11 protein-coding genes, 1 tRNA gene and 1 other RNA gene are annotated in these 13297 nt (G+C 39.4%); 5 read left to right on the plus strand and 8 right to left on the minus strand.

All coding sequences use genetic code 11. The annotated features are described in order from the left end of the window. The first annotated feature begins 23 nt into the window (after positions 1-23). Positions 24-530: a CBS domain-containing protein gene (locus QXF67_00595; GenBank protein ID MEM3060021.1), complete on the plus strand. Its 507-nt coding sequence runs from the start codon at positions 24-26 to the stop codon at positions 528-530. 176 nt (positions 531-706) lie between these two features. Continuing rightward, positions 707-2035, plus strand: coding sequence for a DNA primase DnaG (gene dnaG, locus QXF67_00600; protein ID MEM3060022.1), 1329 nt, complete (start codon positions 707-709; stop codon positions 2033-2035). A gap of 270 nt (positions 2036-2305) precedes the next feature. Here the strand turns inward: dnaG and QXF67_00605 are convergent, their stop codons facing one another. Genes QXF67_00605 through QXF67_00625 form a run of 5 tightly spaced genes read right to left on the minus strand, consistent with a single transcriptional unit; the run spans position 2306 to position 6945 of the window. Continuing rightward, complete coding sequence (locus tag QXF67_00605) at positions 2306-4591, minus strand: heavy metal translocating P-type ATPase (GenBank protein ID MEM3060023.1); 2286 nt, start codon at positions 4589-4591, stop codon at positions 2306-2308. Positions 4592-4606: 15 nt separating this feature from the next. Then, complete coding sequence (locus QXF67_00610; protein ID MEM3060024.1) at positions 4607-5527, minus strand: hypothetical protein; 921 nt, start codon at positions 5525-5527, stop codon at positions 4607-4609. Positions 5528-5531: 4 nt separating this feature from the next. Continuing rightward, the gene (locus QXF67_00615) at positions 5532-5753 is read right to left on the minus strand and encodes a heavy metal-associated domain-containing protein (protein ID MEM3060025.1); all 222 of its coding nucleotides are present in this window, start codon (positions 5751-5753) and stop codon (positions 5532-5534) included. Continuing rightward, a complete protein-coding gene (locus QXF67_00620; protein MEM3060026.1) occupies positions 5750-6229 on the minus strand; it encodes a hypothetical protein in 480 nt (159 codons plus the stop codon). The genes QXF67_00615 and QXF67_00620 overlap by 4 nt, the downstream gene beginning before the upstream one ends. Then, positions 6226-6945, minus strand: coding sequence for a cupredoxin domain-containing protein (locus QXF67_00625; GenBank protein MEM3060027.1), 720 nt, complete (start codon positions 6943-6945; stop codon positions 6226-6228). The genes QXF67_00620 and QXF67_00625 overlap by 4 nt, the downstream gene beginning before the upstream one ends. 65 nt (positions 6946-7010) lie before the next feature. Between QXF67_00625 and QXF67_00630 the strand changes: the two genes are divergently transcribed. Continuing rightward, on the plus strand, positions 7011-7481 hold the full coding sequence (locus QXF67_00630; GenBank protein MEM3060028.1) for a winged helix-turn-helix transcriptional regulator: 471 nt from the start codon (positions 7011-7013) through the stop codon (positions 7479-7481). Between the two features lie 10 nt (positions 7482-7491). Here QXF67_00630 and QXF67_00635 read toward each other — a convergent pair whose 3' ends face one another. Continuing rightward, positions 7492-7737, minus strand: a complete 246-nt coding sequence (locus QXF67_00635) for a TRAM domain-containing protein (GenBank protein ID MEM3060029.1) — start codon at positions 7735-7737, stop codon at positions 7492-7494. Positions 7738-7816: 79 nt separating this feature from the next. Here QXF67_00635 and QXF67_00640 point away from each other — a divergent pair, with 79 nt between their 5' ends. Then, entirely contained in the window at positions 7817-10114 is a 2298-nt protein-coding gene (locus QXF67_00640; protein MEM3060030.1) for a carboxypeptidase regulatory-like domain-containing protein, read from the plus strand. Here the strand turns inward: QXF67_00640 and mgtA are convergent. Then, entirely contained in the window at positions 10077-12650 is a 2574-nt protein-coding gene (mgtA, locus tag QXF67_00645) for a magnesium-translocating P-type ATPase (protein MEM3060031.1), read from the minus strand. The two genes, QXF67_00640 and mgtA, sit on opposite strands and share 38 nt — an antisense overlap. 90 nt (positions 12651-12740) lie before the next feature. Here mgtA and QXF67_00650 point away from each other — a divergent pair. Then, positions 12741-12855, plus strand: a tRNA-Ser gene (locus QXF67_00650). Between the two features lie 64 nt (positions 12856-12919). Here QXF67_00650 and ffs read toward each other — a convergent pair. After that, positions 12920-13193: signal recognition particle sRNA (gene ffs, locus QXF67_00655), an RNA gene on the minus strand. Positions 13194-13297 lie beyond the last annotated feature (104 nt).

Consider the following 13297-nt stretch of genomic DNA (forward strand, 5'->3'; position numbering starts at 1 on the left):
GCTTTGATTTGGATATAATGAATATGAGGGATGTACTAAAAGTAGGAGAATGTATGACCGTCGGAGTGATTACACTACCCGGGAATAAAACCGCCTTTGACGCAGCAAAGCTACTTAAAAAAACACAGGTAGGGTCGATAATTGTAACGAAGGATAAGAAAGCGGACGGTATTGTAACTGAAAGAGATATAATATATAAGGTGGTTTCTGCGGGGTTAGATCCAAAAAAAACACTATTAAAAAAAATTATGACCTGCCCTCTAAAAGTTATAGACACTGAAAAATCTATTGAGGATGCCGCACTTGCAATGAAAAGATATAAGATAAAACGATTGCCGGTTATTGACAAAAAAAAGCGGCTGGTAGGCATAATAACTGAGGGGGATCTTCTGCGTGTTTATCCAGGAATGACTACGATCTTAGTGGAAAAGGCACGTATGGGGGAAATTGAGCCTCAGGAAAGAATAAGAAAATGGGTTAGTAAGGATATATACTCCGATTATGAATATAAAGAAGAAAGAGACGTATAATATTATTAATCTGTGAAAAGAGTAAAGAGATATGCTGTGCAAGGATGGCAGGCAGAACCTTTGTGTGTGATGAAGCCTTCGTCAACATTGCACAGCTTTCTTCCTAAAAATAAATGTGCATTCTCCTCCTTTTTGTTTTAGTGCATCTCTCTTTTCAGAATGAAGAGGTGAACAAAGTGGGGAAAACTTATATTGAAACCGTAAAATACTTAATTCATGCAAATATAGAAATCGACGGCCTTGTAGAAAAGCCAGACGTTGTAGGAGCTATTTTTGGCCAAACAGAGGGCCTTTTGGGAGACGAGTTGGATTTAAGAGACCTCCAAAAAAATGGACGTATAGGCCGCATTGAAGTTGATTTGCAAGAGAAAGGAGGGAAGAGTGTCGGGAAAATTAAAATTCCTTCCTCCCTCGATATGGTTGAGACAAGTATACTTGCAGCTTCTCTTGAGACAGTAGACCGAGTCGGTCCTTGCGAAGCACGGATAGTTGTTGAAAAAGTTGAGGATACAAGAAACATAAAAAGAAAAGAGCTTATTGAAAGAGCAAAAAAACTGTTAAGAGAGATGTTAATAGAAGAGATACCAGAGAGCAGAGAAATATCAGAACAAGTACGCGTGGAAGTAAAGGCATCTGAAATCTGCGAGTACGGGCCTGAGAAGCTTCCATGCGGACCAGGAATTGACAGATACGATTCAATAATCCTTGTTGAAGGACGTGCAGATGTTATAAACCTTCTAAAAAACGATATAACAAATGTTATTGCTATTGGAGGAGCGAATATCACTGAAACCATCGCAAACCTCTGCAGGAAGAAGGAGGTAACGGTATTTCTAGACGGTGATAGAGGAGGAGACATAATACTACGCGAACTTGCAAGTGCGGCAGAGATAGATTTTGTAGCACGGGCTCCAAAAGGAAAGGAAGTAGAGGAACTCTCAAGAAAGGAGGTTATAAAATGTCTCCGCGCGAAAGTACCTTACGAACAAGAGAATTCAATAAAGGAGGGATTAGAAAACGGAAAAAGGGAAGACGTTTACAAGCCTTCATATCAACAAGCCGGTTCTTCAGTTTATGAAAGATACAGAGAAGGGCATTATGAAAAAAAACTTCCATATAGACGGAGACGAGAAGCGGATGTTCCAGCCGTGACCCAAACCTCTTCGGATAACTCTTCTCAGGAAATGCAGGAAACAGAAGAGAGGGGTGGATTCCAACCTTCAGAGGTCCCTGAAGTGTATATTAGAAGTCTGGATGAGTTGGAAAATACCCTTCGAGCACGATTTTATAATGATGCAAAGGAATGTATAAGAGAAATTCCAGTACGAGATATAATAAAAAGTTTGGAGGAAGAAACGGAGGTATCTTCTGTTGTTTTCGACGGAATAGTGACGCAAAGGCTTGCTGAGATGGCTGAAAATAAGGGAGTTAAATTCCTCGTAGGGGTAAAGATGGGTAATGTTTTTAGAAGACCAACAAAGACACTTATTTACACGAAAACTTAGAGATTCAGCAGAGAAATGAAAAACCACAAAGAGAAAAAGATAAAGATATGCAGAAGAAATAGGGCTAGTATGTACGTATAGCGTGTCCGGTTATTTCTAAGTTACATGTAGCGTGTTCTTTGCACCACTTATAGCACTTTAAAGCCCACTGTTTTTGCTTATAAGCCAACCCACATATGGGACAAGTGTGTTTTTTGAGGTGTTTGATATTTTTTTTTGTTTTCATGGGAATATACCGGCGGCACTTAAACACGACTATATTTTATATTTTTATTTTTCTTTCCCTGCAATGCTTTTTGGCCTAAAACTTTTCATAATCAGAGTGTTTAGAACCACGCTAAGTGAGGAGAGCGCCATTGCACCTCCTGCTATAACCGGGGAAAGAGTAAATCCTGTAAATGGATAGAGAACCCCCATAGCAATAGGTATTCCGACTGAATTATAGAAGAACGCCCAAAAGAGATTTTGTTTTATTTTTTTCATAGTATAATCTGAAAGTTCTATTGCAGTTAAAACGGCACGCAAGTCATTTTTTACTAAAACTACACTCCCACTTTCTATCGCAATATCAGTGCCTTCTCCAACAGCAATTCCAACATCAGCTTTAGCAAGCGCGGGGGCATCGTTGATTCCGTCACCAACAAATGCTACCTTTGAACCAGTGGCCTGCAACCTTGATACTTCTCTTGCTTTATGTTGGGGTGGTACGCCCGCTAAGACTTTTTTGATTCCAACTGTCTTTGCTATGGCCTTCGCAGTACGTTCGTTATCGCCAGTTATCATCAAAACATCAATGCCCATTTTTTGCAAACTTGATATGGCTTGAGGGGAATGCTCTTTTATTGTGTCTGCTATTGCTATTAAACCTAATAATTTGCTATCCGAAGCTACGGCCACAACGGTTTTGCCGCTGTTTTCAAGTTTGTGCATTTCTCTTTCTGCTGCATGGCTTAGTGAGACATTTCTTTTTTTCATAAATGCAGCATTGCCAACGATTATTTCGTGATTCCCAATTTTTGTTGATATGCCATATCCGGGTATTACTTTAAATGATGATGTCTTGAGTAAGTTGATTTTAAGTTTCTTTGCTTTGTTTATTATAGCTTCTCCAAGATGGTGCTCTGATTTCTTTTCGGCGGAAGCTGCGATAAGTAAAAGTTTTTTGCTTGTTATGCCGAAGGGAATTATATCAGTAACTTCTGCCTTACCTTTAGTTATTGTTCCTGTCTTATCGAGAACTATTTTTTTGATCTTATGCATTAACTCAAGACTCTCTGCGTTTTTGAAAAGTATTCCGTATTCGGCCCCTTTGCCGGTCCCCATCATCACCGCAGTTGGAGTTGCAAGGCCCATAGCACATGGACAGGCAATTATCAGCGTAGAAACAAAGATTGTAAGTGAGAAGACAAGTTTTTCTTTTGCAACAAAAAACCAGTATGAAAAGGACACGAGTGAGAGGATAAGGACGGCCCAAACAAAATTTCCTGCAACAATATCAACAAGTTTTTGAATGGGGGCTTTTGAGCCTTGTGCCTCCTCAACTAGTTTTATTATTTGCGCCAACAGCGTATCTGAGCCTACCTTAGTGGCTCTAAATTTAATAAACCCTGTTTTATTTATTGTGCCGCCTATAACAATACTTCCTTTCTTTTTGTGGATGGGCATGCTCTCTCCAGTCACCATGCTTTCATCAATGCTCGAAGAACCATCAATTACGACTCCATCAACAGGAATCTTGCCTCCTGGCTTCACTAGGATTATGTCGCCGGGTATGACACTACTAATGGGGACTTCTATTTCTTTTCCATTTCTAATTATGGTAGCCGTCTTTGGTTGTAAACCTATTAGCCGTTTTATTGCCTCAGAAGTCCTGCCTTTTGCTATGGATTCTAGATATTTACCGACAACTATAAATGAAAGTAGAAGAGCGGCAGTTTCAAAATATACTTCACCTTCAATAAGCCCAATCGTTACTACGGCACTATAAAGATAAGCAGTACCTACTCCGATTGCCACAAGACTTTCCATTCCTGGCATTCGATTTATAAGAGAACGAATTCCTCTTACAAAAAAATCTCTGTTTAGATATAGTACCGGAGTAGAAAATAGAAATTGGAGTATTGCAGAGTTTTCAGATATTAGCGGCGGATATTCTAAAAGGATGATTCCTTTGACCATCTCTGGGAGGCCGAGTATTAGGGTTGGAAGTGAAAGGGTAAAGGAGTATATTACCCTTAACCTAAGCTCTGCTATTTCTCGTTCACGCTGAATTTTTTCTTTGTCGCGGGCTTCCGAACCATAAAGAAGGGAGGAGGTACCGCTATCCTCACTTTTGTGTTGGCTTTCGTCTATTTCAGCCTTGTACCCAAGAAGGTCAATAGTTTTTTTGAAATCGTCAGGACTAGTTTTCTTCTCATCGAATTCAACTATTGCATTATTAGTAGCAAAATTTACAACAGCCGCTTTCACGCCATCAATTTTTTTGAGTCTTTTTTCAATGTTTGTGGCGCACGAAGCACAGTGCATCCCTAAAATGTAGAATTTTATTTTTTTCATCTAATCCCTCCGTCTCTATATGTATGTAAGCGGTCCTTTTGGTCCGGCTATCATTATGATGGAAGCAGCCAGAAAAAGAGATGCAGAAAAGTAGAAGAAGTCAGAAAGCCCTGAGTTATGATGCTCCTTCTTTGCAGCACCCACTTCTCGATACATCATATAACTTAAACCAAATATTACAATAACACATAGTGAGAAGAAGATATAAAGAAATGGCAGAAGGTTATCAGAGAAGAGCATAATTGAGGTCATTGCACCCATTGGTCCTGACATCATTCCCGCCATTATTCCCTCCATCGCCCCCATAACTCCACAAAAACGCCCTAAATTGACGCCTAACCCTATCCCTATAGTCATCCCAACTAGTGAACCTATAAACATACCGTTTGTTGCACCTACGAGAAGGCCGAACATTGAACCGCAAACCATACCCATTGTCATTCCTATCATCATACCATTTGTGCAGGACAAACCTTTGCGATAGCATGACATATGGTAATAAGCGAATGCAGTAGAGATTGATGCGAAGATAGCAAGCAGAAGAAAAGGGAGATAGGCTGAATCGAACATCCCTCCAAAGTATCCCAAAGCACCTAAAAAGATAAGTGTTAGTAATGAAACGAGAGCATTAATAAGGAGTCTGCGTTCGACTTCTAAAGAAGCATCCCTACCATCAACAAGACGCATGCAATAATCTTTTACAAACGCCCAGTTGCCGCGAGTCACAAAAGATTCTTTATTAGTCTCAATAAAGCCTTTTAGCGCAAGAGCTTCTTTCAATGATGAAAAGTCATTTTCGCTTGAGTAGAAAACAACTATGCCGGAGTCGTAATCTATGCTCTTTAGTTCTGCATTATGGTCCCGTGCAATTTTCTCTAAAAGTTTCTCGCAACTGCTGCACGAAAGGCCGGTTAAATGCAAAGTTAAATCAGGCATAGGATCACTTTTTGAGTAATGGAATTTTAGCTACAGTATAGCCTTCTTTTTCTATTGCGACTATTGCTGACTCAATAGCATCTTTACTTTTGGCATCAAATCTTATCTCACCTTTTTTGGAATCTACGCTGATGTTTGATATCCCTCCTATTTCTGAGAGAGCGTCTTGAAGAAGAAGTTCGCAAGAGCGGCAGTGAAGCCCAACTACTTTCAAAACTTCAGTCATTTTTTCATCACCTCGCAGTTGCTGCATTGCCTTTTTAGGAGAAAGTGGATGGAGAGCGCAAGAAAGACTATGCTAATTAATCCTAAGGATAGGTTAAAACCAGAGATAAACGCTGCGGCAGAACCCAGGCCTGCCCACATTAGAAGGGGGGGATAACAGAAAGGGCATGATGTTGTAAAGAATGCTAAAGTGCTACCAATAACAGACAGTTTTAGTGGAAGAGTATGTTTCTCTTTGTTAGAGTGGTTGTAGAAGAGGAGAGTAGCATTAAGAGAAATGAGAAGAGAAATGCAAAATATTATGAGCAATAGCAATGGGTCTGTAAAGGGATTTATCTGCAGTGGTAAAGGAACTATAAAGTTGGAAGTTATTGAGAGTATAATAAAAAATATGAGAAAGAGGAGACTAAACAAGAGAGTATATTCTCTTTTTGATAGTATGTTCCGTAGGTATAGGATAGAATGTGATGCGCTCATACGACCACTAGTTTGCCTCCCCTAAACATTCTCATGCCGCAATTGTACTCGAAGGTACCTTCTCTGTTTGGAATAAAATCGACTATCTGTTCCTCACCGCTTTTTGAAATTGCACGGACGTTTAAACCATATATGACGAGCTGTCTTCCACAACCTGCATTCTTATCGGCTGAGAAATGCAGCCTGACCGGTACTCCCTTTTTTACTTCTATTCTGTCTTTGTCATATCTCCCTGTCGAAAGCGCCCTAATATAGATATCCTGTACTTCTTTATTACCGGATGTTCCAGTAACATAAGAGGAGGGAGAGGTGTTTGATGAGGGAGAGCGGATAGTGTTTAGAGTTGTAAGGGATGCATCAAGAGGACATGCTCCAACATTCCCACTTTCGCATGATGGTTGCGACGAAGATGACAGGATACCGGCAACAAGATAAATCAGAAGAAGGATTGCAAGGGACGAAGCTAGTATAAAGGGGAAGGTATTCATTTGTGCATTTATTTGAGCGGTTTTTGCCATTTGATTATTTAGTTGAGTAGTTGCTTTGTTTTCTGAGGCTTTTTCATTTCTTGTCTCTTGATCGCAGCCACAACCAAAAGAGCTCCTGGGAATCTCGTTTGGTTCTTCTTGTGGTGTATTGCTTTGGTTTACAATGGGTTCAATATGGACCACCTCTATGTTAAATTTATTAAATTTAATTGCTGTTAGATGTATCATTTGACTGAAACAATATAAATTAGATAATGAAACAATGTTTTTAATGTAGGTTGTAGTGTGAAAATATGGAAAACATAAATAAAGTAATAGCTGGGATTTTAGTTACGGCATTCTTTATTTTTCTTATTACGGCGCTTTCCTTTGTTTATGTAGCATCAATCGAAGGTGCGGAGATACCAAGTCTTTTTCAGCCGTTTCTCCAGTATCATGTTGAGTTCATGATAATTATGGGGCTTGTGGGTTTCGTTGCTGGGATTGTTATTTATAATAATCTTATATCGACCATTCAGAGGCAAAAAAAGACAAATGTTGGGATAGTGATGAAGTTCCTTGAAGACAAAGAAAGGGAGATTTTGGAGCTGCTCTTAAAGAGAGACGGGATGACAACACAGAGTGAAATTTCAAGACTCCCTGGAATGAACAGATTAAAGGCTCACCGCATCGTAAAGAAACTTGAAAAAAGAGGAATAATATACATAGAAAAAAACGGAAAAGTGAATATGGTTCGCCTTATAGACGAACTGAAAGAAAAATGAAAAGAAAAAGTTATCCTATGACTTCTCCAATTGCAAAGCTGGAACGAAGCTCCTTTATCTTTATCTTCACATTGTCGCCTTCCTTCGTATTCGGCACAAAGATTACAAAGCCGTCTTTCTTTGCTATTCCGTCTCCTTTTGCTGCTTTGGCCTCTATAGTGACATCAAGCTCATCGTTTACCTTGACGGGTTTGGGGCCAAAATCTCGTATGCCTCGCCTACCAAATCTACTATCTTCTCCCTCTGAACCTTTCATCCTCACTACCTCCTTTGTCAGATTTTGCGTTGGTTGGTTATGGAAGAGGTTATTTAAAAATGATGGTATGAATAAAACTATGAAAGGGAGAAGCTTCGGGTGGATTAGTTCATTTTTAGTTTTTATTTTTTTAGTCTGTTTTTCTTTTGGCTATGAGCCAACTTCCTTTTCTTTTGTCGTGGGAGGAGTAGTAAATGTAAATTCAACATTTTTTTTAGATATTGTCGCAAATAACAGCAACTATGTAGGAGGTTGTTCTGATAGAGTGAACGCCAACAGTAGCCGTGTCCTTGTCAATTCAAGTGGAAATTTTATTGCGCTTTCGGATTATAACATTTCAGAACGCTATAATGCTAGCGGAATTAGCGGGACTGCCCGCCTACAGATTAAGATTTCTGCATTGGGTATTTACAATATAAGCTTGAATACGACAGGATGTGAAAACGTCTCACCATATACCAGCACAACCATCTCTCTCTATGGAGGCAGATTTTTTGGCTATGTTTGGAATGGGAGTATAGGAAATCCATTTTTGGGAGCGGAAGTAAAATTATCTGGAAACTATGGAAATGAAACTGCATTTACGGATTCAGATGGATATTACCAGTTTTTTGATGTAGTACCCTCTAATGGATATATGATATCAGCAAATGCAAGCGGGTATGAATCAAACCAGAGCTGGAATCTTACTCTAGTTGAAAACGAAAGCAAGAGCATAAATTTTACACTAAAAAGAATTAGTGGAGAAGATGTGACAAATGGTTCTCTTTTTGGTTTTGTACTAAATTCAAGCAGCGGTTATGGAATAGGCGGTGCAAATCTCAAAATGGATAACTCGACTCTAAACATAACACTAAAAACCAATACTTCACAGAATGGAAGCTACTCCTTTTTCAATATGATGCCTGGATTATATCTGCTTTCGGTCACTGCTACAGAATTTGAGGGCCACTCTAGAATTGTGTTAATTGTAGGGGGTTATAATTATCTCAATATAACACTCAACGAAAGCAAAGGTGGAAGAATTTTTGGTTATGTAAGAAATGTAAGCAACAATGCAAGTGTTCCAGATGCACTAATAAGGATATCAAAAAACAGATATTTAGTAACTAAAAATACAGGTAGCAACGGGTATTATTATTTTGATAATCTTACTGCCGGCAACTACACCTTGCTTGTAAATGCTACAAAGTTTATATCACGCACGTTATACTTTGAATTAAAAAATTCTTCAAGCGCTGTAGAGCTTAACATTTCATTATTTACAATTAGTCTTTCAAACTTATCAAACGGAGTTTCATGTGAAAATGATGATCAGTGTGCAAGCGGAAATTGTTGCAATAGAGTATGTACTGCTCTGGATTGCAATGTAAGCGCAGGGGGAACTTGTAGAGAAAGTGTTGAGTGCGAAGCTGGGCTTTCCTGCTGTTACGGAACCTGCCAATTGCCTCCGTGTATTCAGCTCAATGTTCCTGAAGGAGGTGCATGTAACAAAACTTATCAGTGCATAAGAGGACTTGTGTGTTGTGGGGGCTTTTGCAAAAGCGGCGAGTGCGTAGAGGACGTTGAAGTTGAGGTTGAAAAAACAGAAGTAATAGTGCTTGGGTTCGAAAGAATAGGTGTCAAGAGAAAAGTAATCTCAAATAAGAGCATGCAAAGAAGTGAAGTCTCTCTTAATATTATAAATATAGAAGAAGAAGCGATTTATAATGTAGAGCTTTGGGAGACCGTCCCGTCAAATGTTGCTGGAGTGGGTATTAGTGAAATAGAGCCAAAGGAGCATTACATACTTAATGGAAGCGGCGGAAGCAAGATCATTATATGGAGATTTTCTGTCCTTGAGCCTCAAAAAGAGATAAGTATACGATACAAAATAAACAAATTTGTTGATGATGCAAGCGGCTTTTCTTCTTTTGGGAAGAGATATGAAACAGTGACTCCTGAAAAGATTAAGATTGCAAGGCTAATTGCGCCAGCAAGGATAAATGTGGGAAAACAAGTTACACTCGCACTGAAGGACATTGATGGTACGCCTATCCCTAATGTTGGGATTATAATTTCTGCACCAAACGGACAGAATATGATACTCATCTCAAATGACGATGGAATGGTGAAATATGTAGCGAGCATAGAAGGCGAGTATACGTATTCGGTTGAAGGATGGCAACTTATAGAATCTGTAAGAAAAACGATGTCTGTAAAGGAATACGTTGAACATATAAATATAAGTTCAGGGATAAAGGTTGGTCAGATACAGCTAAACGCAAGCGAGATTTTTTCGTTTGGACTCGCTGGATTAGTGTTAGTTTTTATAGCTGCAGGTATTGTTCTTGTTTTGATTATTCTGTTTTATTATATTTATTTGAAAAAAAAGTGAAGAATACTTTTTTTCCTATTTCATTTGTAACAAAATAAACAAGAACCAAAAAAAGTATAATTAAAAGAAGCGTAGGGTTTGGAGGGGAAAACCTGAAAATTTCGGCTGTTATTGGCGTATAGATGAAAGCAAACGTAAGAATTATTGCAAAAAGCGAAGTGATGATCAATGAAAGGGAAGGTTGGCTTTTCCAGGCAGGGAGTGTTGTGCGGAGGGAGAAGATTATCGTTATCTCTGTGAGAATGGAGAGTAAGAACCAAGACGTTCTGAACTGTGATACTGGGGTATTAAGGAAAAGCAACATGAGAAGAATTAAGAGAACATCAAAAAATGAGCTAATGAGCCCAAAAAAGAGCATAAAGCGAAAAATCAATGAGTTATCCCATCTTTGAGGTTTTTTAGTGTATGATGAATCAACATTGTCTGTAGATATTGCAAACATTGGAACGTCGGATATGAGATTTGTAAGAAGTATTTGTGAAGGGAGTAAAGGGATGAAAGGAAGAATGACTGACGAAAGGCTAACGGTCAGCATATTTCCAAGATTTGCGCTAACCGTATAACGGACATATTTGAAAATGTTTCCAAAGATTTTTCTTCCCTCTTCAACGCCTTCTGAGATTATATCCAAACTTTTTTGTAGGAGGATTATATGAGATGCCCCCTTTGCTACGTCTGCTGCGGTATCAACGGATATACCAACATCAGCTGCCCGGAGAGCAGGAGCGTCATTTATTCCGTCGCCCAAAAAACCAACAACATGTCCGTTGGAGCGCAAAGCCTCAACAATTTTTAGTTTCTGATCAGGGGTAACGCGTGCAAAAACGTCATATTTTTCCACAGCCTCCAAGAGTTCTTTTTCGCTCATCTCTGAAATTTCGCTTCCAAGGATTATTCTGTTGTCTTTTAGTGGAAGACCAATGTCATTGCATAGTTTTCTCGTGACATTTGGGTCGTCACCTGTGAGAATCTTCACTTGGATGTTGAGTTGATTTAAGCGTTTTATCGCATGTGAAGCAGTCGCTTTTGGGGGATTTGAAAAAAGAACAAAGCCTATGAATATGAGGTTCTTTTCGTCGTGAAGGGAATAATCGGATTTGGACTCTATCTCGCTATATGCAACTCCTATTGTACTTAACCCATCTTTTGTATATTGAGAGATTGCGTTCAATACCTCCTCTTTTTTCTTCTCAACTGGGAGGACAGTTGACTTCATCTTGATTCTTGAACAGACGTCTAAGACGGATTCCGGCGCTCCTTTTGTTATTATATATTTCTTTGCTCCCTCTTTGACTATCACCGACATTCTTTTTCTTTTGAAATCAAAAGGAATCTCATAGAGCTTTTCAAATCTGGATATATCTGCACCGGCCTTTTTTCCTTCCTTTTTTATTGCAATATCTATTGGGTTTCCACGAATTCTTGTTGAACCAACCGCTGAGTTACAGAGAAGAGCGTATTCAAAGACATCATGATTGTCTTGCATATCAAGGTCAACATACTTGAAGAAGCGAAGTCCCTCTTCAGTAAGAGTCCCTGTTTTATCAGTACAAAGAACATCCATGTTTCCTAAATCTTCTATTGCTGCCAGCTTTTTTGTAACAACCTTATTTTTTGCAAGTTTTAGGCTACCTACTGAAAGCGCTATAGTAATTATTGCTGGAAGCGCTTCTGGAGTTATGCCAACAGCTAAGGCAAGCGCAAAGAGGGCTGAGTCAAGAAGAGGATTTTTCTCTCCATGACCTGCCAAATAGTTTGTAATAAATACAAAAAGAGTGATTGCAGCCATTAACTTCATAAGCATAAATCCAAACTTTCTTACACTAATCTGAAAATCGGATTCGGGCACACGCGAAGAAAAGACTGCAGTAGTCTTCCCAAAAAACGTATTATTACCAGTGAATACAACTACGCCTATGGCATAGCCTTCAAGGATCGTTGTTCCCATAAAGAGTCCATTTGATATTTCTTGAGGAGTGTTTGATGATGGGGGGGAGGGACGGACGTTTTTTTCAACCGGTCTTGATTCTCCAGTTAAGATACTTTGGTCTACAATAATGCCTGACCTTGACTCCAAAATACGCAAGTCAGCTGGGACTATGTCTCCAAGACCGACAGAGACGACATCGCCAGGGACAAGCTCGGAGGAGGATATTTGGAACTTCTTACCTCCTCTTATTACGGTAGCTTTATAGCTGTAATATTTTTTGAGTTCGGACAAAACCTTTTCTGCTTTGTATTCTTGAAAGAAGCCAAAAACGACGCTTGCAAGGATAAGTAAAAAAATCACAAGAGAATCAAGTAGGTCTCCAAGGAAGATAGATATGAGGCACCCAAAAAGAAGTATTAGAATGGGGGGAGTCTTTAGTTGAGATAGCAGGATTTCTTGGCTGTTGCGTCTATCTTTGTCAGGAATTATGTTTGGTCCGTATTTTTCCAGTCTATTTTTTGCTTCTTTTTCGGAAAGACCGTATGGGGAGCTTGCAAGCTCAGCTAATAGAGCATTCGCCTCTAAAGACCATATGGTTGAGTTCACAGAGATGGATGTTATAAAAAAGGTTAAAAATATATTTGAGTAAGAGTGCTTGAAAATAATTTAAATATAGGATGGCATTATTTTTATCAAGCTGAGGTCGCATAGCCTGGTTAGTGCGCTGGATTGCTAATCCAGTGTCGAAAGACGCGCAGGTTCAAAGCAAAAAAATGTATCAAGCTTCGTGGGGAAAATCCTGCCCTCAGCGTTTTTTATTGTTTTTATAGTTTCTACTTTCTTCGGAAATTAGGAGAGTATTGAGAAGGATTAGAGAATGGGAGGGTCCGGTATTGCCGAACGCACAAGTAGGGGTTGTTTGGGCCCGTGCTCCGCCTTGGCTCCTCCAAGCACAAATACAAAAATCTTAGGGCTGCTCCTTCCGGCCTGACCCGGTTCGATTTTTGCTTCGCCCTGCAGGTCAAGACATCTACGCACTAGAGCCCAAGCCGCCTGACTTGGGCGAAAGCGACGCAACCGGATTTTCGGTCCTGCCTTGAGGGGACATGCAGTTACAAGGGACCCCTAGCCCCCCGACCTATCCCATAAATTTAGGGATTATTTCATTTATAAGATTTCGTTATTATGGCTTTTTCAAATAAACAAAAACAGGATTACCCAAAAAGTTATATATAAGAGGTGATTAAGGATGT

The sequence above is a fragment of the Candidatus Anstonellales archaeon genome, from assembly GCA_038869735.1.
Lineage (GTDB): Archaea > Micrarchaeota > Micrarchaeia > Anstonellales > CG1-02-47-40 > JAWCQO01.

Coding starts and splice junctions, on each gene's coding strand:
- QXF67_00595 (MEM3060021.1), top strand. CDS start 24: ATGAGGGATGTACTAAAAGTAGGAGAATGTATGACCGTCGGAGTGATT.
- QXF67_00605 (MEM3060023.1), bottom strand. CDS start 4,591: ATGAAAAAAATAAAATTCTACATTTTAGGGATGCACTGTGCTTCGTGC.
- QXF67_00610 (MEM3060024.1), bottom strand. CDS start 5,527: ATGCCTGATTTAACTTTGCATTTAACCGGCCTTTCGTGCAGCAGTTGC.
- QXF67_00615 (MEM3060025.1), bottom strand. CDS start 5,753: ATGACTGAAGTTTTGAAAGTAGTTGGGCTTCACTGCCGCTCTTGCGAA.
- QXF67_00620 (MEM3060026.1), bottom strand. CDS start 6,229: ATGAGCGCATCACATTCTATCCTATACCTACGGAACATACTATCAAAA.
- QXF67_00625 (MEM3060027.1), bottom strand. CDS start 6,945: ATGATACATCTAACAGCAATTAAATTTAATAAATTTAACATAGAGGTG.
- QXF67_00630 (MEM3060028.1), top strand. CDS start 7,011: ATGGAAAACATAAATAAAGTAATAGCTGGGATTTTAGTTACGGCATTC.
- QXF67_00635 (MEM3060029.1), bottom strand. CDS start 7,737: ATGAAAGGTTCAGAGGGAGAAGATAGTAGATTTGGTAGGCGAGGCATA.
- QXF67_00640 (MEM3060030.1), top strand. CDS start 7,817: ATGAAAGGGAGAAGCTTCGGGTGGATTAGTTCATTTTTAGTTTTTATT.